Annotated in this window: 23 protein-coding genes; 11 read left to right on the top strand and 12 right to left on the bottom strand. The window is 61.9% G+C overall.

Annotation, left to right across the window (positions count from 1 at the left end; genetic code table 11):
* Positions 1–42 precede the first annotated feature (42 nt).
* The 5 genes from QZ564_RS10570 to ectA form a co-directional block, all read right to left on the bottom strand.
* Complete coding sequence (locus QZ564_RS10570) at positions 43–1,500, bottom strand: aspartate kinase (protein ID WP_297109040.1); 1,458 nt, start codon at positions 1,498–1,500, stop codon at positions 43–45.
* Between the two features lie 71 nt (positions 1,501–1,571).
* Entirely contained in the window at positions 1,572–2,501 is a 930-nt protein-coding gene (gene thpD, locus QZ564_RS10575; RefSeq protein WP_297109042.1) for an ectoine hydroxylase, read from the bottom strand.
* A gap of 36 nt (positions 2,502–2,537) precedes the next feature.
* Positions 2,538–2,930, bottom strand: coding sequence for an ectoine synthase (locus QZ564_RS10580; protein ID WP_297109046.1), 393 nt, complete (start codon positions 2,928–2,930; stop codon positions 2,538–2,540).
* A 13-nt stretch (positions 2,931–2,943) separates the two neighbouring features.
* Positions 2,944–4,233: a diaminobutyrate--2-oxoglutarate transaminase gene (gene ectB / locus QZ564_RS10585; protein ID WP_297109049.1), complete on the bottom strand. Its 1,290-nt coding sequence runs from the start codon at positions 4,231–4,233 to the stop codon at positions 2,944–2,946.
* Between the two features lie 54 nt (positions 4,234–4,287).
* Positions 4,288–4,824 carry a diaminobutyrate acetyltransferase gene (ectA, locus tag QZ564_RS10590; RefSeq protein ID WP_297109052.1) on the bottom strand — a complete coding sequence of 179 codons (537 nt, stop codon included), beginning with the start codon at positions 4,822–4,824 and terminating at the stop codon, positions 4,288–4,290.
* A gap of 317 nt (positions 4,825–5,141) precedes the next feature.
* On the opposite strand from ectA, the gene QZ564_RS10595 reads away from it, so the two are divergent.
* Entirely contained in the window at positions 5,142–5,645 is a 504-nt protein-coding gene (locus QZ564_RS10595) for a MarR family transcriptional regulator (protein WP_297109055.1), read from the top strand.
* A 20-nt stretch (positions 5,646–5,665) separates the two neighbouring features.
* Here the strand turns inward: QZ564_RS10595 and QZ564_RS10600 are convergent, their stop codons facing one another.
* The 4 genes from QZ564_RS10600 to QZ564_RS10615 all read right to left on the bottom strand — a co-directional run bounded on the left by QZ564_RS10600 (position 5,666) and on the right by QZ564_RS10615 (position 7,972).
* Positions 5,666–6,058 (bottom strand): GFA family protein, encoded by a 393-nt coding sequence (locus QZ564_RS10600; protein WP_297109059.1) that lies wholly within the window; start codon positions 6,056–6,058, stop codon positions 5,666–5,668.
* Positions 6,059–6,255: 197 nt separating this feature from the next.
* Positions 6,256–6,747, bottom strand: coding sequence for an SRPBCC family protein (locus QZ564_RS10605; RefSeq protein ID WP_297109062.1), 492 nt, complete (start codon positions 6,745–6,747; stop codon positions 6,256–6,258).
* A 97-nt stretch (positions 6,748–6,844) separates the two neighbouring features.
* Positions 6,845–7,003, bottom strand: coding sequence for a hypothetical protein (locus QZ564_RS10610; protein WP_297109065.1), 159 nt, complete (start codon positions 7,001–7,003; stop codon positions 6,845–6,847).
* A gap of 72 nt (positions 7,004–7,075) precedes the next feature.
* Positions 7,076–7,972, bottom strand: coding sequence for an N-acetylmuramic acid 6-phosphate etherase (locus QZ564_RS10615; protein ID WP_297109068.1), 897 nt, complete (start codon positions 7,970–7,972; stop codon positions 7,076–7,078).
* 246 nt (positions 7,973–8,218) lie between these two features.
* Between QZ564_RS10615 and QZ564_RS10620 the strand changes: the two genes are divergently transcribed.
* From QZ564_RS10620 to nagA, 3 genes are read left to right on the top strand one after another with little or no spacing between them, the layout of a single operon-like run.
* Positions 8,219–8,986: a GntR family transcriptional regulator gene (locus QZ564_RS10620; RefSeq protein WP_297109108.1), complete on the top strand. Its 768-nt coding sequence runs from the start codon at positions 8,219–8,221 to the stop codon at positions 8,984–8,986.
* 14 nt (positions 8,987–9,000) lie between these two features.
* Positions 9,001–10,011 carry an SIS domain-containing protein gene (locus tag QZ564_RS10625; RefSeq protein WP_297109112.1) on the top strand — a complete coding sequence of 337 codons (1,011 nt, stop codon included), beginning with the start codon at positions 9,001–9,003 and terminating at the stop codon, positions 10,009–10,011.
* Positions 10,008–11,168, top strand: coding sequence for an N-acetylglucosamine-6-phosphate deacetylase (nagA, locus tag QZ564_RS10630; protein WP_297109071.1), 1,161 nt, complete (start codon positions 10,008–10,010; stop codon positions 11,166–11,168). The genes QZ564_RS10625 and nagA overlap by 4 nt, the downstream gene beginning before the upstream one ends.
* A 14-nt stretch (positions 11,169–11,182) precedes the next feature.
* Here nagA and QZ564_RS10635 read toward each other — a convergent pair whose 3' ends face one another.
* Positions 11,183–11,923, bottom strand: a complete 741-nt coding sequence (locus tag QZ564_RS10635) for an SDR family oxidoreductase (RefSeq protein ID WP_297109074.1) — start codon at positions 11,921–11,923, stop codon at positions 11,183–11,185.
* Positions 11,924–12,315: 392 nt separating this feature from the next.
* On the opposite strand from QZ564_RS10635, the gene QZ564_RS10640 reads away from it, so the two are divergent.
* The 4 genes from QZ564_RS10640 (at position 12,316) to QZ564_RS10655 (ending at position 17,730) form a co-directional block, all read left to right on the top strand.
* Complete coding sequence (locus QZ564_RS10640; protein WP_297109077.1) at positions 12,316–13,764, top strand: hypothetical protein; 1,449 nt, start codon at positions 12,316–12,318, stop codon at positions 13,762–13,764.
* Positions 13,765–14,220: 456 nt separating this feature from the next.
* Positions 14,221–17,079, top strand: a complete 2,859-nt coding sequence (locus QZ564_RS10645; RefSeq protein ID WP_297109080.1) for an OmpA family protein — start codon at positions 14,221–14,223, stop codon at positions 17,077–17,079.
* Positions 17,080–17,089: 10 nt separating this feature from the next.
* The gene (locus QZ564_RS10650) at positions 17,090–17,212 is read left to right on the top strand and encodes a hypothetical protein (protein ID WP_297109083.1); all 123 of its coding nucleotides are present in this window, start codon (positions 17,090–17,092) and stop codon (positions 17,210–17,212) included.
* Positions 17,209–17,730: a hypothetical protein gene (locus QZ564_RS10655; RefSeq protein ID WP_297109086.1), complete on the top strand. Its 522-nt coding sequence runs from the start codon at positions 17,209–17,211 to the stop codon at positions 17,728–17,730. Before QZ564_RS10650 ends, QZ564_RS10655 begins: the two co-directional genes overlap by 4 nt.
* Before the next feature lie 3 nt (positions 17,731–17,733).
* Here the strand turns inward: QZ564_RS10655 and QZ564_RS10660 are convergent, their stop codons facing one another.
* Positions 17,734–18,684 carry an alpha/beta hydrolase gene (locus tag QZ564_RS10660; RefSeq protein WP_297109089.1) on the bottom strand — a complete coding sequence of 317 codons (951 nt, stop codon included), beginning with the start codon at positions 18,682–18,684 and terminating at the stop codon, positions 17,734–17,736.
* Between the two features lie 174 nt (positions 18,685–18,858).
* Between QZ564_RS10660 and dapA the strand changes: the two genes are divergently transcribed.
* Positions 18,859–19,734 (top strand): 4-hydroxy-tetrahydrodipicolinate synthase, encoded by an 876-nt coding sequence (gene dapA / locus QZ564_RS10665; RefSeq protein ID WP_297109092.1) that lies wholly within the window; start codon positions 18,859–18,861, stop codon positions 19,732–19,734.
* A gap of 5 nt (positions 19,735–19,739) precedes the next feature.
* The gene (gene smpB / locus QZ564_RS10670; RefSeq protein WP_297109095.1) at positions 19,740–20,237 is read left to right on the top strand and encodes an SsrA-binding protein SmpB; all 498 of its coding nucleotides are present in this window, start codon (positions 19,740–19,742) and stop codon (positions 20,235–20,237) included.
* Positions 20,238–20,454: 217 nt separating this feature from the next.
* Here the strand turns inward: smpB and QZ564_RS10675 are convergent, their stop codons facing one another.
* Positions 20,455–21,006, bottom strand: coding sequence for an NYN domain-containing protein (locus tag QZ564_RS10675; RefSeq protein ID WP_297109098.1), 552 nt, complete (start codon positions 21,004–21,006; stop codon positions 20,455–20,457).
* A 228-nt stretch (positions 21,007–21,234) separates the two neighbouring features.
* Between QZ564_RS10675 and rpoZ the strand changes: the two genes are divergently transcribed.
* Positions 21,235–21,603 carry a DNA-directed RNA polymerase subunit omega gene (gene rpoZ / locus QZ564_RS10680; RefSeq protein WP_297109101.1) on the top strand — a complete coding sequence of 123 codons (369 nt, stop codon included), beginning with the start codon at positions 21,235–21,237 and terminating at the stop codon, positions 21,601–21,603.
* Positions 21,604–21,831: the final 228 nt, after the last annotated feature.

The following is a 21,831-nucleotide window of genomic DNA, read 5'->3' on the forward strand; positions in this document are numbered from 1 at the left end:
AATGGAAACCGGCTGCTGCCCATCCTTGCAGCCGGTCCTGGATCAGGCAGCCGCGTGCAATTTGGGTTGCGGCGCGGTTGCCCAGTCTTCGATCAGGCCCTTGTGCAGGGCCGCGATGGTGGCTTCGAACTGATCCGGTTCGACGATGACCTGCAGGTCGACCTTGCGCAGAAGGTCGTGCACGCCGAGCGGCTCGATACCCGCTGCCGAAAGGGCCTGAATGGCTTGGGTCAGCACCCTGGGGGAGCGCAGATCACGGCCGATGGCCGAAACCAGCGCGATCTTGCGCAGCGAGATATCCGCCGTCGGGAAAGTGGCCGAAAGGTCAGCCTCAACGCGCTTGATCGCCTTCATAGAACCCTTGAGGTAATGGGTGATGGTATTGGCGTTCGACGTCTTGGCGATGATCCAGACCTTGTGGCGCTTCAGCGCCTCGAGGATTTCGGCGTCATAGCCTTTCACCCCGACCATGTCCTGGTCGTAGAACTCAAAGGCGTAAACCTGCCTCAGACCGGTCACGATCTCGACCTGTGGCGATTGCGCATCGAGGTCTGAACGGATCACCGTGCCGGGATGTTCCGGCTCGAAGGCATTCTTGACCCGAAGCGGAATGCCGGCCTGCCGAAGGCTTTTCGCGGCGCGCGGATGGATCGCCTCCATGCCCATATTGGAGAGCTGGTCGGCGACATCGTAATTGGTCTCGCCGATGACGCGAACGGCCTCTGGCGACACCAGCCGAGGATCGGCGCTCGAGAGGTGGAATTCCTTGTGAATGATCGCCTCGCGTGCCCCGGTAACGACCGTCAGTCGCGACAATGTCACTTCCGAATAGCCCCGGTCATAGGTGCCCATCAGGGCCTCCTTGCACTGGGCATAGCCGGTTACGATCGGCAGTTCGGTGCTGAGGTCGACATCGGCCAGCGCCCGCTCGATGGCCTCATCGAGAGAATACTGTGCCTCGTCGCGCCAGCCGGTAAGGTCGATCATCCGGGCCCGCACGCCGTTGAGATTGAGCAGCAGGGCGGTATTGAACGCCGAATGCGCTTCGCCCAGCGAGGCCAGCATCTCGCGCACTGTGAGAAGGTGCTGCCCGAGCTGGAAATGCCCGAACGAGCAAAGTCGCTGCAGGTCGATGAGACAGGAGCGGACGCCCTCGATTCGCTCCCGCGCGAAGCGGTTGGCGGATTGCCGGGCACCTTCGTCGCTGAAGACGCGCTCGTTGTGGGCGAACATCTTGTCGGCCACGGCGCTCAGTGCATCGCCCCAGCCCCAGCCGCTCTCGGCACTGGCAAACAGCGCATAGACGCCGGGCTTGCCTGACTTCTTGTGTTCAAGCAGGTCGTCCGTCATCCCGGCATAAGCCGAGACCACGAAGATGCGATGATAGAGATCAGCACCCTTGCGGTTACCAATCAGCACGGTATCGAGCAGTTCCTCGGTACGGGACATCGAGGTGCCGCCGATCTTCTCAACGGTATGGCGCGGGCTTTCTGTGGTCATGCAGTCTCCAGCCGCTCCCATTACGGGAGCGGAGCCATTTTGGTTGGTCGTAGGCGTCTCAAAAGCCGGCCTCAGCCGATCTTGCCGGCCTCGATGCCGATCGGACCCTTGGGGTCACGCGAGCTGAGGAATGCCGGGCGCGGGTTCTTGGCAGCGAAGGGCTGCACCACCCGGTTGGACCAGGCATTGTAGACGAAGAAGGCGTTCGAGCGCGGGAAGGGCGTAATATTGCCGTTCGAGCCATGCATGGTGTTGCAGTCGAACAGCACCACTGTCCCGGCCTTGCCCGAGGCGTAGTCGATGCCGTGCTCCTTGGCCATCTTGGTCAGCGCCTCATGAGAGGGCACACCGATTTCCTGCTTCTTGAGCGAGGTCTTGTGGTTGTCCTCGGGCGTCTCGCCGGCACAGGCGATGAAGTTCTTGTGCGTGCCCGGCATCAGCATCAGCGGACCGTTGAGCGCGTCATTGTCCGTGAGCAGGATTGAGGCCGAGATCGCGCGCATGCGCGGCATGCCGTCCTCAGCGTGCCAGGTCTCGAAGTCGGAGTGCCAGTAGAATTCCTTGCCGGTGAAGCCCGGCTTGTAGTTGAGGCGCGACTGATGGAGATAGACATCGTCGTCGAGCAGGAAGCTGACGGCGCCGGCAATGCGGCGGTCGCTGGCGAGACGCGCGAACAGCGCGTTCTCTTCATCCAGCCGGAAGACGGTGCGTACCTCGTCCGAACCCGGCTCGGTGATCACATTGTCGTCGGCGATCTTTGCCTCGCCCGAACGCATATGGGCGGACTCCTTCTGCAGCGCGGCGACTTCCGCCGGCGAAAAGACATCCTTGAGGATCAGGTAGCCGTTCTTTTCAAAGCTCTCGGTCTGCGCGCGCGTCAGCGGTGCTTCCGGGCTCCACTTGCCCCAGACGACGGGGTCTTTCCGTTCCTGCCATTTTTCGGCCGGCAGACGGGTGGGATAGTCATCGTGATTGGCGGTGTCGAAAGCTGACTGGGTCATGTGTCTCGCCTTTCAGTTGGTGTTTTGGGGAGCCGCTCAGGCGTCTTCGGGAGCCGGGGCGTAGGAGCCGTCCTCGCGGTGCACTTCCTGGCCGGTCACCGGCGGGTTGAAGCAGCACGCCATCACCATCTCGCTCTTGGCGGTCAGGCGATGCTTGTCGTTGAGGTCGAGGGCGTACATCACGCCGGGACGGATCTGGTGCACCGTGCCGGTGGCGATGTCCTCGATCGTGCCTTCACCCGAGATGCAGTAGACGCTCTCGAAATGGTGCTTGTAGTGAAACACGTGGCTGGTGCCCGCATGAATGCGGGTGATGTGAAAGGAAAAGCCCATCCCATCGCCGGCCAGCAGCAGGCGCGTGCTGTCCCAGCCATTGGAATTGACGAGGCGGTCGCCCAAACGGGCGGATTCGAGATCGCGTACAATCATTTTGGAACTTTCCTTATTCGGCGGCCGCGCGGTGGGACCCCAGGACCGCGTCGAAGGCGGTTTCCATGATGTCGAGGCCGGCGGTGAGCTGGTCGAGGGAAATGGTGAGCGGGCACAAGACCTTGACCACTTCGTCAAAGCTGCCTGAGGTCTCAATGATCAGGCCCTTGGCAAAGCACGCCTTGCAGATCGCGGCGGCATTTTCGCCTGAACCGGCATCGATGCCCATCATCATGCCGCGGCCCTTGGTAGTGAGGCCATGTTCGTCGGCAATGGCGCCCAGACGTTCGCTAAGATAGCGGGCCTTCTCGTTCACCTCCGAGAGGAAGCGGTCGTCGGACCAGAACTTGTCCAGGGCCGCAGCGGCGGTCACGAAAGCATGATTGTTGCCGCGGAAGGTGCCGTTATGCTCGGCTGGCTTCCAGATGTCGTGCTCTGGCTTAATCAGGGTCACCGCCAGTGGCAGGCCCATGCCCGAAAGCGACTTAGCCATGGTGACGATGTCCGGCGACAGGCCCATGCCGTCGAACGAGAAGAACCCGCCCGTGCGTCCGCAGCCGGCCTGGATGTCATCGATGATGAAGAGAGCACCGTGCTTTTTGGCAATGGCTTCGATCTGGCGCAGCCACTCGGGTGACGCGGCGTTGAGGCCGCCTTCGCCCTGAACGGTCTCCACGATGATCGCTGCCGGCGCATCGATGCCGCTCGAAGGATCGCTGAGCTGGCGATCAAGCAGGTCGGCCGTATTGATGTCCGGACCATGATAGCCGTCATAGGCGGCGCGGGTGACGCCAGAAAGCGGCGTGGCGGCACCACCGCGATGCTTGCCGTTGCCGGTAGCGGCCAACGCGCCCAACGTCACGCCGTGAAAGCCATTGGTAAAGGAAATGATGTTGGTGCGACCCGTAACCTTGCGCGCAAGCTTCATGGCCGCTTCGACAGCATTGGCGCCGGTCGGACCAGTGAACTGCAACTGGTGCGTCATGCCACGCGGGCGCAGGATCAATCGCTCGAAGGTGGCAAGAAAATGCTCCTTGGCGTCGGTGAACATGTCCAGGCCATGGGCAATGCCGTCATTAGAGACATATTCGATCAGCGCCGCCTTCAGGTCGGGGTCGTTATGCCCGTAATTGAGCGTCGAGCAGCCCGCCAGGAAATCGGTATAGGCCTTGCCGTGGGTGTCGTAGATGGTCGCGCCCAGCGCCCGGTCGAACACCTTCGGAAAGCTGCGCGAATAGGACCGCACGCGGCTTTCGACGCGCTCGAAGGTGGTCATGGGCGTGATTGTTGCTGTCGTGGCCATGGGAAACGTCTCCTGGACGTGGATAGTCAAAGGGTTGTCTTTTGGGGCGTGCGATCAGGCGCTCGTAAGCGCCGTGACCTTATCGGGTTGGAATGGACCGATGCTGACCGCATATTCGCTGTCGTGCCGGTCCTCGAAATGGGCGTGTCGGTCGAACATCTCGACTTGGCGCATCTGCGCGTCGAGCTTGCGCGCGATAGCGGTGAACAGGCCCCAGCTCGGTTCGTTGTCATGGGTGATGGTGCATTTGAGCGTCGTCACCGAGCGGCAGGCCGGACGCACCAGCACATTGCCAATCAGCCGCCTGCCAAGACCCTGGCCGCGCGCCGCGTCGCTGACGCAGACCTGCCAGACGAAATAGGTGTCTGGCTCCTCCGGCGGGATATAGCCCGAGACCCAGCCAACCACCTTGTCGTCCTGCTCGGCGATCGCGCAGGTCGAAGCGAAATGCGTGGCCTGCAACAGGTTGCAATAGAGCGAATTGTCATCGAGCGAAGCTGTGTCGCCGATAAGGGCCCACACCTTTGCACCATCGGTACTGCGCGGCGTCCTGATGGTCGCCTCGGAGCCTCTTGCGGACTGTCGCTGCATCGCACCGGCGTCGAATAGCGCTGAGTTGCCATAAATCATGGTCGCGAAAGTTAGCTTGATTGAACTAAATTTCAACCCACCAAACGATCAGAACCACTGTTGCGATGTCACATGAATGACAGAAAGCGCTGAATTCGATCGATAAATCATGAGGTTGCGCGCCAGGCGGGCGCCTGAATTATTTTTCCTGACCGCGAGTTTTGCTTTGTGTGCGAAAAACAAGTTAGCCTTGCCTAAGGAAATTCCAACGCAGCCATCTCGCTTGGGTTCCCTGGCTTCTGACGATAATATGCTAGGGAAGACTTTGGAGTACGCCTTTGGAAGATCGGACCAAATCAGCGCTGACCGCGATGCGGAAGATTCTGCGCGCCACCGAATCGAATTCCAAGCAGTTGATGCGCGAAACGGGCCTCACGCCTTCCCAGCTGATCTTCATGCAGATCCTGGATGTCGAGCAGGAGAAAACCGCCGGGCACGTAGCCTCGCGCATGGGCATCACCCAGGCGACCACGACAGCCTTGCTGCAAAAGCTCGAAAATGCGGGAATGATTCAGCGTCGGCGCGGGGAGAAGGATCGCCGCCAGGTGCTGCTGTCCTTGACCGACAAGGGGCGGAAGGTGCTCGCCATAGCCCCGGATGGGGTCCACGCGCAGTTCCACCAGCAGTTTTCAGCGCTCAAGGAGTGGGAGCAGATCATGCTGATCGCGGCGCTGGAACGCGTCGCCGATATGCTCGGTGGTGACAATCCCGATGCTGCCGCGGTCATTGACCACGTGGCCGAGCTGGCGGGCGAAGTCACTTACGAGCCGGAGCAGACTTAGGTCGCTGGCGCTGCGGCACTTTACGGTTCGGTCCTGCCGGTCCTGTCGCGGTCTCCAGCATATCTTGTCAGGCCCTCGAACTCGGGTAGCCACGGCTCTCGTCGCGTGCACCAGAGTTCGTATGTGGGCCGGAATGCGTCGATGACATCGAAAGAACCGAGGTTGACCTCAATCTCATCTCCGGACACGGAGAACACCGAGGAGCCGCATTCGGGACAGAAATGCCGCCCCCGATAGGCCTGGGTGGTTCCCGAGACCGCAACGGCAGGCGCCGGGTAGATCGCGGAAGCATGAAACAGCGCTCCATGGTGCTTTCGGCAATCCAGGCAGTGGCAGAGCCCCACCCGATAGGGCTCTCCCCGTGCACGAAACTGGACCTTTCCGCAAAGGCACCCTCCCGTGGTGTCGCTCACTTCCTTGCACCTCCAACGAGATATGATCGGCTTTGATCATCTCATCATTGCGTTCGGGGTGCGCGTGGAAAATTCTTGGAACCCTTGTGCATCGGGCGCGTTTTTCCTGAACCGGAACGCGATTGAAAAATATCGAAGACCGGTCAAGAACCCCGAAGGTGCCACCACCTCCGGGGTTTCTTGGTGCTGGCGCCCTGTCAAAGCGACTTGGCGACCTCCTCCAGCTGCGCGGCGCACAGCGCCCAGCCCTCATGGAACCCCATTTGCTCGTGGGTCTGACGGTCCTCGACCCGCCAATGCCGGGCGGTCGCGGTATAGCGCGTCTTGCCGTTTTCCGGCCCGAACGTCAGCACACAGGTGAAAAACGGCTTCTCTGAGGGTTGCCAGTCTCCGATATAGGCATCGGTGAAAACCAGCTTGCGATTGGGCACGATCTCGAGGAATTGGCCGGGGCTGGGATATTCGTCCCCCTTTTCGTCCGCCATGACGATATGCGTGGCGCCACCCGGACGCAGGTCCACGCTGGCGTGTGGCGTCGTCCAGGGCTTGGGTGCGAACCAGCGTTTCATCAATACCGGCTCGGTCCAGCAGCGGAATACCGCCTCTGGGGCGGCATCGATGATCCGGGTCAGAACCAGATCCCGGTTGGAATCGTCGGCATGTTCGTCAGCGGTCACTTGGCTAGGCATGGCCTGTCTCCTTTGTATTGCGGTCTCGCAAAGGCGACGTCAGGCGCGATGCTGCTTCGACATCAGAAATCAGAAAATTTCGACATCACGGGCAGAGCTAGCCATAGCGCTGGATATCGGCGTCCGACCACCAGGTAACCAGAAACAGCCCCAGGTCCACGACCTTGACCTTCTTGTTGCGCTCGGCCCAGCGCTGCTGCCAGCGCGGCTTGATTTTAAGTCGCCCGCCGGCGGCTCTAAAAGATATCCACGACATCGTTTGCCCCCTGTCGTTCGGTAACCGGGAGTTAACCAAAGATGGGGCGCCAATACTAGGGTTATTGCGTCGTTACTGGCCCAGATCAGCCATTGCAGGGCGCAAATGTCCACTATGTCGCGCCAGGATCTTGTTGGCTTGGTCCAGATCGGCAGCCCCGCGGGCAATCAGAATGGCGGGTTTGACGGCACCAGCGCTGGTCCTAAGCGCTGCGTCGGCCACTGTCCCGTCCACCCCGGCCACCGCCGACACAATGCTTGAGGCACGGGCGCGCAACTTTTCATTGTCGGCGACGACATTGACCATGAACCCGTCATGCACATGGCCCAGCCGCATGGCCATCAGGGTGGACAACATGTTCAGCGCAATCTTCTGCGCGGTACCGGCGCCCATTCGCGTCGAGCCGGCTATCACTTCGGCCGGGGTCGGCAGGCAGATGCCAACATCCACCATGTCGAACAGGTCTGCTCCGGCATTGTTGGCGATGCCGATTGTGCGCGCTCCGGCGGCCCGGGCCACCGCGGCAGCCGCGAGAGGGTAGGGTGTGCGGCCGCTGGCCGTTACGGCAATAAGGCAGTCATTTTCGTTCAGGGACAGCTCTTTGGTACTCGCTCGTGCCGCTTCCGCGTCATCCTCAGGCCCGCCGCGCATATCCTTGAGTGCCGCCATGCCACCTGCCAGCAAGACCACGATCTGGTCACGGGAGATGCTGAAAGTACCGGGCAGTTCGAGCGCATCCGCCAGTGCCATGAGGCCGGAACTTCCAGCGGCCGCATAGACGAGGCGACCGCCATCCCGGATTGACTTGGCGGCCAGATCAGCAGCTGCGGCAATCTCGGGAATGGCCGCGGCGACCCGGTTGGCGGCCTCGGCCTGGCCTGCTGCCAGAAGATGGAGAATCTCCGCATCATCAAGCAGATCCAGCCCCTGCGCTTGGGGATGACGTGCCTCGGTCAGCCTCTGGGTCATTCTCCGCTCCTCCGCTCGATAATGCCAAAGACATACCACTTACTGCTGCGGCCAGCCAATGGGGTTTGGCGCTTTGTCCAAAAGCACAATATCCACAGCGGGATGCATTTCTTGCGCCCTCCGCGGCAAATTGGGCTTGGTAAATGGTATTTTATTGGTATTATGAAGGGAGGCTGCCCCGGTGCAACAGGCTTTCCAGCCATGAGAAGGGCCGGCCAAGGAGGTCGATTGACTGAACAGACCGGCATGATGTTTGGCGACGGTCCAGTCGTGCTGCCGATTGGCGGCCCGCTCTATCTGCAGCTCAAGCGCTGGATAGAGGATGCCATAAAGCGCGGGCATATCAACCCCGGCGACGCCTTGCCATCCGAGCGGGACCTGGCTTTGCGTGCCGACGTATCCCGGGTGACGGTGCGAAAGGCCGTCCAGCAATTGGTGCAAGAGGGTGTTCTTGTCCAGCGCCACGGCTCCGGCACGTTTGTTGCGCCTGAGACGCAGCGGGTCGAGCAATCTCTGTCCCAGCTCACCTCTTTCACCGAAGACATGGCCCGACGCGGCATGGCGGTGCGGGCCGAGTGGCTGGAACGGGGTCTCTATGCCCCGTCGCCGGAAGAAACCATCATCCTGGGCCTCGGTGCGGGTGATCGTGTTTCGCGCATCTCGCGTTTGCGCCTGACAGGTGAAACGCCGCTCGCCATTGAACGCGCCAGCCTCTCCGGGGCGGTTTTGCCCGATCCCCTGGCTATTGCGGATTCGCTCTATAAGCATCTCGAAAAGACCGGCATGCGTCCCGTCCGCGCCATTCAGCGCATCCGCGCCGCCAATATCGCCGAGGACGACGCTCACCTGCTGCAGGTGCCGGTCGGCTCGGCCGGCCTCCACATCGAGCGTATTTCCTATTTGGGGACGGGCCGCGTGGTGGAATTCACCCGCTCCATCTATCGGGGCGACACCTATGACTTTGTGGCCGAGTTGCGCCTTGGCGACACCAGCAATGGAGCCATTAGGCCGTGACGACCCAGACTTATATGCGCCAGGAAGTCGACCAGATCCCTGCAGTGGTGGCCAATTTCCTGACGGCTTCCTCGGATACGCTCGAAGGCGCCGCTGCCCGGCTGCGCGCGCTCGATCCGGCGCTGGTGGTCACCGTGGCCCGTGGATCATCCGATCACGCTTCGGCCTATCTCAAATATGCAATCGAATTGTCCCTGGGCGTTCCGGTGGCCTCGGTCGGTCCGTCCATTGCCTCGATCTATGGACGCGACCTCAAGCTGGGCAAGGCCGCTGCCATCGCCATTTCCCAGTCCGGCAAGAGCCCGGACATCGTGGGCATGGCCCAGTCCGCCCGCCGGAGCGGCGCGACCACCATTGCCATCACCAATACCGCCGATTCGCCGCTCGCCGCTGCCAGCGACGTCACCATCAACCTTCATGCGGGTGTTGAGAAAAGCGTCGCCGCCACCAAGACCTTCGTGACCTCTGTCGTCGCCGGCCTCGCTCTGCTCGCCCGGTGGAGTGACGACGCCGAGTTGCAGCGTGCCGTCGCTGCACTGCCGGAAAGCCTCGCCAAGGCGGTGCGCTGCGATTGGTCCGAAATGATTCCGGCGCTCGACGGCCAGTCGGCCCTCTACGTTTTGGGTCGCGGCCCCGGTTTTGCCATCGCCAATGAAGCGGCGCTGAAGTTCAAGGAGACCTGCGGCATCCAGGGCGAGTCCTATAGTGCCGCCGAAGTCATGCATGGCCCGGTCTCCATTGTCACGCCCGGCTATCCGGTGCTCGGTCTGGCCGCCCGCGACGCTGCCGAAGCCTCGGTGGCCGATATGGCCCACAAGCTGGCCGGGCAGGGGGCACGCGCCTTCCTGACCAGCGACCGCCCCGGCGCCGCCTCCCGCCTGCCATTTGCTGCCACCGGCCACCCGCTGACCGACCCGCTCGCTCTGATTGTCTCTTTCTATGGGTTTGTGGAGGCGCTGGCTCGCCACCGCGGCCTCAACCCGGACGAGCCACCCATGCTGCGCAAGGTGACGGAGACGGTATGAGTGATCTCACCGCCGTCCTCGGCGCGCGCATTTTCGACGGCGACACCTGGCACGGCCATGCCGCGCTGCTGGTCGAGTTCGGCTATGTCGTCGGGATTGTGCAGCTTGGCGATGTTCCCGCACATGCCCAGCGTGTCGAACTCGATGGCGGCTTGCTCGTCCCCGGCTTTGTCGACCTCCAGGTCAATGGCGGCGGCGGCGTGTTGTTCAACAACAGCCCCACCCTGGATGCCATCCGGACCATCTGCCGGGCCCACGCCCAATTCGGGACGACGGCCCTGTTGCCCACGCTCATCACCGACACTGTCGAGATCAACGAACAGGCCATCGCCGCCGGCGTCGCCGCCCACGCCGAGCGTGTGCCGGGTTTTGCCGGCCTGCATCTGGAAGGGCCCCATCTGGCCCTGTCGCGCAAGGGCACGCATGACCCGGCGTTGATCCGCCCCATGGGCCAAGCAGATCTGGAGCGTCTCTGCTCGGCCGCTTCGGACCTGCCCCGGCTGCTCTGCACCATCGCCGCCGAAACAGTGCCGCCTGATCAGATCGCGCGTCTCGTCGATGCGGGCGCCATTGTCAGCATCGGCCATTCCGATGCGGGATACGATCTGGCCATCGCCGCCTTCGACGCCGGGGCCAGCATGGCGACCCATTTGTTCAATGCCATGAGCCAATTGGGCAATCGCGAGCCCGGCCTGGTCGGGGCGGTGCTGGACCGGCCGGATGTGCATGCAGGCCTCATTGCCGATGGAATCCATGTTCATCCAGCGACCATGGCCGCCGCGCTGCGCGCCAAGCAGGGCCCGGGCCACATCTTCCTTGTCACCGATTCCATGTCCCAGACCGGCACCGATCTCAAGACGATCGAGCTCAACGGCCGGACCATTACGCGTGCCGATGGCGCACTCCGCCTGGCAGACGGAACTCTTGCTGGTGCCGATCTCGACATGATCGATGCCGTGAACTTCGTGATCGACCACCTGGGCTATGAGCCGGGCGAGGCCTTGCGCATGGCCTCTCTATATCCCGCGCGCGCGATTGGCGCGGATGACCGGATCGGCCACCTGCAGGTCGGCGCCGAGGCCAGCTTCGTGCACCTGGATGACAGCCGGCACGTACAGTCGACCTGGATTGCCGGCGAGAAGGTTTGGGCCGCTTGAAATAGCGCCGGGGCCTACCCTCGCCCGATATAGGGCATGGCTGTCGCCATCACAGTCATTAACTGGACATTCGCCACCAGCGGCAGGCTGGCCATGTAACGTACGGCATCAACAACATGGGCCACATCGAAGGTCGGTTCGGGCATCATGGTGCCATTGGCCTGCAATGATCCCGAACTCATGGTGCTCGTCATGTCGGTTGCAGCATTGCCGATGTCGATCTGCCCGCAAGCGATATTGTAGGCGCGGCCATCCAGCGAGATCGATTTGGTCAATCCGGTGATGGCGTGCTTGCTGGTGGTATAGGAGGCTGCTTGCGGGCGCGGCACATAGGCCGAGATCGAGCCATTGTTGATGATCCGTCCGCCCTGTGGCTGCTGATCCCGCATCATGCGGAAGGCGGCTTGGGCGACATAGAAGGCGCCATTGAGATTGGTGTCGATCATCTCCCGCCACACCGCCGTGTCCAGATCGCCGAAATTCGTCGCCGGTGCGAAGCGCCCTGCATTGTTGAAGACCAGATCGAGCCGGCCGTGTTTCTGGCCGAGCGCGTCGAACATCGCCGCCACCGATTCTGCATCCGCAACGTCACAGACATATCCGTCCAGTCCGGCCTCCGAGGCCAGTTCATGCACGAGAGCGGCCCGGCGTCCGCAGATGGCCACCTGCCAGCCATCCTGCTTGAGCCCCCGCGCCACCGCCAGACCGATCCCGGATGTTCCTCCCGTAACCAGTGCTACCTTGCTTTCGCCCATGCCTGTCTCCTCATCGTTCCACGTCAGTGCCACAGATGGGGCACGCTGCCACATTTGCCGCGCCGTGGCCGCCTTCGCTATATCTCTGGCGCGCAAATGCCGGGCAATCCTGCAATTTTAACGCTTTGTTCAGCTCGCTTAACAGTCCGTTTCCAGGTGTGTGCTGAATCTGCAACAACTGCCGCGCAACCAGATTGTGACAACCCCAAAACCCGCTTGCCGCGATTGCGTCAGCTTTTTGCATGCGTAGAGTGGGTCTTGCGAATCCATGCATGGGATCGTTTGTCGGTCGCAACGCGACGGCAACACACAGCACCACGAATTGTGTGGTCGCGTTTCGACAAACCGCTGGGTAACCGGCACAAAGAATGACTGACTTTGGAGGTCAATTAATGAAACTCAAGAGCCTTATCCTCGGTTCTGTTGCTGCCGCTGGTCTCTCGACCGCTGGCTTCGCTGCCGATCTGGGTGTTCTCACCTCGCTCGACGTCTGTGACTCGCTCGGCATCTCCGGCCTGACCATCTCGTCCTCGGACAACTGCCTGCAGATCACCGGCGGCGTGAAGTACGAACTCCAGTGGGGCGACTACAACGCCAACTGGAACGGCGGCACCAACCCGGCTTGGATCAACGCCCAGGACGGTGGCCGCAATGTCATGGACAACGGTTCTACCGCTGGCCTCGACAACGACTGGCGCTCCAAGGTTGAAGCTTGGCTGAAGTTCGTCGGCACCGCTTCGTCTGACTTCGGTCCGGCTTCTGCCACCATCAAGCTGAAGTCCGTTCAGGACTGGCAGGTTACTGACGAAGGTGCTCGCGCGGTTGGTGGTGATGCCACTGCGAACATTGCCGGCGCAAATGGCGACTGGATCATCGACGAGGCTTATGTCTCGATCGGCGATACCACCACCATCATGGCTGGTAAGAAGGGTTCGATTGCCAACTTCGGCGATGACGAGCCGTTCAACTTCCTCGGCCTGTTCAATTCAGATGCCGTTGATAAGGGCGTGATGTTCGCCAATGACCTGCCGAAAGATGGTGGTCACGTGATCCAGGTCGTGTCCGACCTCGGTAACGGTGTGGTTGTCAAGGCTGGCCTTGAGAACCTCGATAGCTCTGCTCAGGGTGCCTTTGGTCAGCAGGTGCCGACCAATGTTGCAAATAACGTTGTTGGTGGCTGGTACACCGGTAATGCTGCTGGTCAGAACGCCGGTACCGCCATCGGTGTGCTTGAATATGCCGGTGAAGGCATCACCGCTCACGTCACCGCCCTTGCCGGTGGTATCCTCGACGGGATCGTCGAAGATTGGGCCGTGCACGCCGGCGTGACCGGTACCTTCGACATGTTCAAGGTCCGTGCTGCTGGTGCCTACAGCGCCAACAACACCAACGACAGCTACTGGAATGTCCTGGGTTCGGCTGAAGCCACCTTCGACATGTTCAAGATCGCTCTGTCGGGTGAAGCCACCGGTGGTCAGGCCAACAATGTCGCTGTCGCCACCCAGACCGGTATCGGCGGCTCCATCGGCGCCACCGTCACCGAAGGCGTGAGCATCAACCTCGGTGGTCGTTGGTTCGATGAAGACACCGCTGCTGCCAACACCGAAGGTTACCAGGTCGCTGCCCAGCTCGTGGCTGCCGTCTCTGAAACCATCACCCTCACCGGTGAAGTCGGCGTCTACGGCACCAACAAGCCGGCTGCTCTGACCCAGACCGACTTCTACGGCGCTGCCGAACTGGCCTGGGCTCCGGGCGGTGGTTTCACCTCGTCCGTCAAGGGCGAAGTCCACCAGAACGGTGCCTACAAGGTCACCTTCAAGGCCGCCAAGGAATTCAAGTAATCCTCGGATTACATCTGAATTCGGAAAGGCCCGGCTCTGCCGGGCCTTTCTGTTTTTGAGCCGTGCCAAAGGCAAATTCGCTGACGGTTCGCTTGGCGAATGCGCGGCTCCTGTGGAGCTGGGCAAGTCCAGAAGGCCATGAGCGCCACACTGGGATGAGCAAGCTGCAAAAGCGAGCGCCATTTCTTGTAGCTGCGCCGCCCCATTTCCTCTCCCCATCGGGGAGAGGTGGCTCGGCGAAGCCGAGTCGGTGAGGGGGAGTTTCTCCGCACACCGCGGATTCGAGAACATTACCTGCGTCTGACGCAATGGCAGCCCTCGCGACGGACATTACTCCCCAACAGGTGGAGGATGCCCCTCAGGCACGCCAGTGTTTCGCCTCCACCCCTTTTTCCTTTGTCCTTCCCGGCAAATCATCTAACCTCTTGAAAATTGCGGTTTTCCAATGGATTCGGGATGATCAGGGACCTCCTCAAGTGGGTGGCGCCGGGTGTTGTGACAGTCCTGGGCGGCACGGCCGCTGCCCTGGCCTTCGCCACCCCGGCCATGGTGGGCAATCTGGAAAGCCAGGGCAGGGAAGTCCTCGCTTCTGACGGCTATTATTGGGCCCACTTCACCATCTCGGGACGCCAGCTCACCCTCTCCGGAACGACTTTCTCTGATACGGAACGCGACCTCGTCATCCAGCGCCTTGCTGGTCTGCCCGGTGTCGCGGGGGTCGAGCAAATCGTCACAGTCGCGCCGCTCGCCACGCCTTATCGAATTAATGTTGCAGTTGAGGATCGGGGCGTAAGTCTCTATGGCAGCGTGCCCAATGAAGAGCTACGTCAGTCTCTCGCCTCCAGACCGGGCCTGGTTGCCGCGGACCTGCAAATTCGCTCCGGCCAGCCTGATGAAGCCCAGTGGCTGCGTGGTGTCGAGTTCGCCCTGTCACAGGCCCAGCTTGTCACTTCCGGTCATTTCGAGCTCTCCGGCCTGACCCTGAACGCAACTGGCCAGGCCAGTTCAGAGCGCGCGCTCGGACATTTGCAGATGGCTTTGGCCGCGCTGCCGTCGGGCATTGCCAAAGGGCAGATTGCAGTCGAGCCCGTCCGCATCACTCCCTATGTCTGGCGCGCAGACTATGACGGGCACCGCATCGCCATTTCCGGCTATGTACCGGAGGAGCAGATCGTCGATCGGCTGCGTCTCGCCGACGTCTCCGGCGTACCGATCGCCACGGGCCTGTCCCTTGCTTCCGGTGCGCCGGCAGGTTTCGCCGAGCAGGCGCGGCGCCTGGTCGAGCAATTGGCGCGGCTCGAGGAAGGGGAGGGCCGCATTGTCGATGGCGTCAGCCGTCTCACGGGGGTTCCGCCAAGCCTTGAGGTTGCGCAAGCAGTGACCGAGGCCTTGTCCGGCCCGAATTCCATTGTCGAGCTGCAGCCGCCGCGCATCGCCGACTACTGGGTCAGCATCAATCGGCAGCCGGGCAATGTGCTGGTATTCGATGGCTATGTGCCCGACGAAACGACCCGGTCGAAATTTGCTGACCTCGACGGCGCAGATGTTTCCTTCCTTAAGTTCGGTGCAGGCGCACCGGCTGGCTATCATGGTGCCGTGGATTTCGGCCTCGAATTGCTCGCCCATCTTTCCGAAGGGCGCTTCGCTCTTGCCGGTGACGCCGTCTCGCTTTCAGGCATCGCGCAATCACCGGCCGATTACCGGATGGTCCGGTCACGGCTTGAGTCAGCCCTGCCTCAGGGATTGATATTGGGCGAAGCGGCGGTGCAGGCACCTCCCGCCGCGGCCTACAATTTCACAATCCGTCGCGATGAAACTGGGGCAGTGATCCTCAGCGGCATGCTGCCGGCTCCAGAGGTCGAAACAGAACTCTTGTCTCTTGCCGGACCGTCTGCACGCTCGAAGGTCACTTATGCCTCGGGTGAAGCGCCCAACTTCGTTGCATCCGCAGAGCAGGCCATGCAGTTCCTGCCCTGGTTGCGCCAGGGAGAGATCCGTTTTGACGGCACGGGCTGGTCCGTCACAGGAGAGCCCGCCTCGGTCATCGACAAGGGTTCGATAGAGGCCGAGTTTGCCGTCCAGGGCCTCGCCCAGGCCGGCTGGTCACTGGCACTGACCAGCCCGAAGCCTGCTCCCGTGGCGGCTGATCCCTTTGTCTGGTCCGCCGAGCGTCTGGCCGACGGCAGTTTCCTGTTCCAGGGCAATGTGCCCGCCACAGCGCTGCAGGACTATCTCAAGGTCCATGTGGGCACCCGGGTCACCGATACCAGCCGCGTGGCGCTTGGTGCGCCTGACAATTTTGCCCTCCAGGTAAATGCCGCCGTCGATGCGCTCCTGGCCTTGGAGCAGGGCAGGGTGGCCTTCGATGGCAAGTCCTGGTCCCTTTCCGGAACTGCTGCTAGCGGTGCGGCGCGTCAGGCCAGCCTGGACGTGGCCGCTCCGCTCGATCTCGCCGCAGGGGCCGAGGTCGTGGTGCCCGAACCCGTCGATACCCGACCCTATGTGTGGTCCGCAAGCAAGTCCGCCACCGGCGCAATCGTCTTTGAAGGCTTTGTGCCCGCAGAATCCCTGCAGCGTTTCCTCGCGGTACGCGGGGGAGAGACCGCCATCGACAACACCGAGGTCAGAACCGGCGCTCCAGCAGAGTTTTCCCTCGAGGTCCTGCAGGCCCTGGATGTGTTGGCCCTCATCGAGAGCGGCGAGGTCGCGTTCGATGGTGCAAGCTGGACCGCAAATGGCAATATCGCTGCGGCCGAACGTTTGGCAGATGCCGAGGCCGCCCTTGGCACGGCCCTGCCCAAATGGTCACTGGCGCTCTCCGCTCCCGCTGTCGAGCCGGCTGAGCCCGCTACGCCGCCAGAGGAACCTGTGCAGGCCGAGGCCATCGCCGCAACGTCGGAAGAAGCCCCACCGCCTGCCGCGGCATCCTCAAATCTGGCGCTGTGCGAAGCCCGCCTGGCCGAACTTTCCGCGCACAATGCAATTCTCTTCCAGTCGGGTGCCGCCATCATCTCCGCCAGCGCCTCGGCGGAGCTCGACGCCTTCGCCGAGGCGCTCGCCCTTTGCCCCAACGCCGTCATCGATGTCGAAGGCCACACAGACAGCGATGGCGACGATCAGCGCAACCTCGCTCTTTCGGTGGCCAGGGCCGAGGCGGTCGTCAACGCCCTGATCGAGCGCGGCGTTGCCCCCGAACGGCTCTATGCCATCGGCTATGGTGAGGCCAAACCAGTCGCCGACAACGCCACCGCAGCCGGCAAGCGTCAGAACCGGCGTATCGTGGTCTCCGTCCGGGCGGCTGGCGGAGAGGGTTGAGCCAGGGCCGATGACGTCATTCTGGACGACGCTTCTGTTTCTCCTGGGCTATTACTGGCCATTCATGGCCGTGGCCGGTGCCGTTGGTCTGGTAACTGGTTGGTTGAGCCTCAGCCGCGGTGAGCGCGGATGATTCCCGTCGAGCACATCATCGAAATCGCGCTACTGGTACTCGTTGCCTATCTTCTGGGGTGCAGCCTGGGTTATGGGGCGCATGCGGCCGTGCGGGCCAGTGCAAACAGGCCGCGCTTCGCCGCATCTGCGCCGACACCCACGCCTGTCCCGGTACCGCAAACGTCATCCGCCAATGCGCCCACGCTGCGCTCGGCTGCCCGCCGCCTGGCCGGGGCAGTGGAAAAGGAAGACGCCGAGCCGCAGAAGCCCACACCAACAGCGTCCCAGCAGCGACCGCCGGATTTGCCCGCCCCACGCCACGGTGTTCCGGACGATCTCAAGCAAATCAAGGGTATAGGTCCAAAAACGGAATCAGCGCTGAACGATCTGGGCATCTATCATTACGACCAGATTGCCGCCTGGGCACCGGCTCACATCGAATGGCTGGAGGGGCGTATTGCCGTCAAGGGCCGCATCGGGCGCGAGCACTGGGTTGAACAGGCCGTCCTGCTGGCCACGGCCACGCCCGCCACTTGATTGTCAGGCCGCTCGCCGCCGCGTCCCACCCAACGCGAACACGAAGCCCGCGATAGCCTCGATTTCTGGCTGCTGGTCGAACAGCGCCGGCGACCCTTGGCCGGCTATGGTCAGCGCCACCGCCTCGGGCCGGCGGCGGACCATCTCGTCAAAGGTTTCGCGACGAAGCTGATCGGTCAATTGCGTCCGTAGCACCATCAGGGGCGCACAGGTAAGCGCGTCGTAAAGCGGCCATTGCGCCACCAGAATATCGTCGAAGCTGATATCCTTGATCTGGTCGAGCAGCCGCGGGTCGAACAGGGGGCGTGCCCGACCGCGCTTGTCGAACCAGTGGCTCCTGAGCGCCAGCGCATCCAGCTCGGCCTCGGAGTGCCCCGGATAGTCGCCGCCCAGCATGCGCCGAAAGCCATTCGCAACCGCCTTGGCGCCGCGCAGGGATTCGACATGGGCCAGATTGTTGCGCAGTCGCACAATGCCGCGGGAATCCGTCACCGGCCCGGCATCCACAAGCACGGTGCCGCCCACCAGCAAGGGATGCTGCGCCGCCAGCGCCATGGCGACCTGGCCCCCGTGGCCCTGACCGAGCACAATGGCCCGGCCGATGCCGAGGGCAAACAGCAGGTCGGCGACGTCCGCCGCATCAGCAAGCGTGCTGTACTGGATCTCTCGCGGTCGATCATCGGCGCGGCCGCGCCCCGGCAGGTCGATCAGCACAATCGGCCAGTCACCAGACCCAAGCCTATGAAAATAGGTCACAAAATTGGTGAAGTCGCTCATGTTCCGATGGTAGCCGGCCAGACACACCAGAGGCATGCGGCCGGCTCGGAAGCTGCCGCGCAGATGCACTGCAGCGCGCGTACGGGCATCCCCCAGGCAGATGTGGGTCACGGTCAGCCCCACAAATGCAGGATGGGCATCCGGAACCTTGCGGCGGCTGGCAAAGAACGGTTTCATGGCTTCTTTTACCGGCCTCGGAGCCCCCGAAACAAGGCGTTTCACGCGCCTTGTGGCGCGGCGCTGTTGAAAGTATGGTGCGCCCAATTCCGCGCCTTCTGCGCTGAAGTCATAACCCCTGGAAAATCCAAGCTGGCCGGTGAGCCGGCACCCCAATTGAGGAATACCGACAAAATGCTGCGAGGTTCGATTACGGCGCTCATCACCCCCATGCGCGATGGGGTCGTTGATGAGAAAGCCTTCGCCAGCTTTGTCGAGTGGCAGCTTGCCGAGGGGACGCATGGACTGGTGCCGGTGGGCACCACGGGCGAAAGCCCCACCGTCAGCCACGAGGAACATCGTCGCGTCGTCGAAATCTGCGTCGAGGTTGCCAATGGTCGGGTCCCGGTGGTTGCCGGCGCCGGCTCCAACTCGACCGCCGAGGCGGTTGCCCTGGCCAAGTTCGCAGAAAAGACCGGCGCCAACGCGGTGCTCTCGGTGGTGCCCTATTACAACAAGCCCAACCAGGAAGGGCTGTTCCAGCACTTCTCGGCCGTGGCCAGCGCCATCGGCATCCCGGTCATTCTCTATTCCGTGCCCGGCCGGACCATTGTCGACCTCACCGTGGATACGATCGTGCGGCTGCGCGATGCGCATGCCAACATCATCGGGGTCAAGGATGCGACCGGCAGCATGGAGCGCGCCACCATGCAGCGCAACAAGCTGGGCAAGGACTTCATCCTGCTTTCCGGCGATGATAGCACGGCGTTGGGCTTCAATGCCCATGGCGGCCATGGCTGCATCTCGGTCACCTCCAATGTGGCGCCGCGCCTATGTGCACAAATGCAGGAATTGTCGCTGGCCGGAGACTTTGCGGGGGCCCGCGAGATCAACGACAAGCTCGCCTTCCTCCATAAGGACCTGTTCATGGAGCCCAATCCGGCTCCCGCCAAGTATGTGGCAAACCGGCTCAACCTCTGCGCCAATGAGATGCGCCTGCCCCTGACACCCATCAGCAAGCCGACCCAGGACGCCATGGACTTTGCAATGCGCCATGCAGGTCTTATCTAGGTCTGATGGCAGCCAAGAACGACAAGAACAAGAATGGGTGGATCAGCCACGGTCAGGTGGCTGAAAACCGTCGCGCGCGCTTTGATTACGAGATCGGCGATACGATCGAAGCCGGCATTGTGTTGACCGGCACCGAGGTCAAATCACTGCGTCTGGGCAAGGCGCAGATTGCCGAATCCTACGCGTCCCCCGAGCGCGGGGAACTCTGGCTCATCAACGCGCATATTCCCGAATATTTGCAGGCCAATCGCTTCAATCACGAGGAAAAGCGCCCGCGCAAACTCCTCGTCTCCAAAAAGCAACTCGCCAAGCTCGATCAGGAAGTGGCCCGCTCAGGCAACACCATCGTGCCTTTGAAGCTCTACTTCAACGATCAGGGCAAGGCCAAGCTGCTGATCGGCGTGGGCAAGGGCAAGAAGAACTACGACAAGCGCGCCACCAGCCGCGAACGCGACTGGAACCGCGACAAGGCGCGTATCCTGAAAGAGGGCGGCCGAGGCTGACTTCGCCGACGGTTCGCGAAGCGAAGGCCTGGCTCCTGTGGAGCCGGGCAAGTCAAGAAGGCCACGAGAGCTATGCTCGAGTGGCTAGGGCCGAGGGGCAAGTCTCTCCGGTGGAGAGATTTGAGGTAAGCAGGCCATGAGAGCTTGGAACGTCCCGCAGGGCAAATCGCGCCAGTGGCGCGATTTGAGTGAACAAGGCTCGAATGGCGGGCGTCTTTCAGACCTCGACCGGCTTCTGCACCTGAGGTCGCCCGACCGTCTTGGCCAGCTCCGCCACATCAAGGAAGAAATCGGCCTGCCGGCGCAATTCGTCCGAAATCATCGGCGTCTGCGTGGTCAGGGTCGACACCACGGTCACCCGTTTGCCCCGGCGTTGCAGCGAGGCCACCAGCGCCGTGAAGTCTCCGTCGCCGGAGAAGAGCACCATATGGTCGTAATAGGGGGCCTGTTCGAGCGCATCCACGGTCAGCTCGATATCCATGTTCCCCTTGACCTTGCGGCGTCCCATGGAGTCGGTGAACTCCTTGGCCGGCTTGGTCACGACCGTGTAGCCATTATAGTCCAGCCAGTCGATCAGCGGCCGGATTGAGGAATATTCCTGATCTTCGACCAGCGCGGTGTAGTAATTGGCGCGCAGCAGATAAGCCTTGGCACCGAATTCGGCCAGAAGCTTGCGATAATCGATATCGATGCCGATCGCCTTGGACGTCGCGTAGAGATTGGCGCCGTCAATGAACAAGGCGATCTTCTCGCGTGGATCAATAGCCATATGAAATCTCCCATGGGGCAGGGGTGCTGCCAGCCTTGCAATGCCGTCTAGGACGGGCTCTCTAATAAATTCCGCCGTGACCTTTAAAACTTAAGTTCGGTATTCGCACATTTTCAGCGCTACGTAAAGCAGAAGCCTTTGTGTCCTTGGTGGGCGCCGCGGCCTTGTCATTGGAGCGCCCTTGGTGTATTGCGGCCCTTCATTTCCCCGAAAAGTGTGGAGACGTTCGTGGCCCGCGTCACCGTTGAAGACTGCATTGAAAAGGTCGAGAACAGATTTGATCTGGTTCTGATGGCCGCCCACCGCGCGCGCATGATTTCCTCCGGTGCGCAAATCACAGTACCGCGTGACAACGACAAGAATCCGGTCGTTGCCCTGCGCGAAATCGGCGATGGCACCATTTCGCCCGAGGATCTGCACGAGGATCTTATCCACTCCATGCAGAAATACGTCGAGGTCGACGAGCCCGAGACCAGCGCTGCTCCGATGATCGAGAGCGCCGGCGACGACGATGCGATCAACTTCGATACCATCAGCGAAGAAGAACTGCTGCGCGGCATCGAAAGCCTGGCTCCGCCGGAGCGCCGGGACGATTAATTTGCGTTGCGCTCACGCGCGCCGCAATTATATCAGGGAGCGTCCGGCATGTGTCGGGCGCTCTTTTCATTTCCGGCACAGGCGCTAAGCTCGGCAGTGCGAGTGGGCGGCTAACTCCATGATGCGTCAGTACGAGCTTGTCGAGCGGGTTCAGGCATACAACCCGAACGCCGACGAGCAATTGTTGAACAAGGCCTATGTCTACGCCATGCAGAAGCATGGCTCGCA

Origin of the sequence: uncultured Devosia sp. (assembly GCF_913055165.1) — a bacterium.
Lineage (GTDB): Bacteria > Pseudomonadota > Alphaproteobacteria > Rhizobiales > Devosiaceae > Devosia.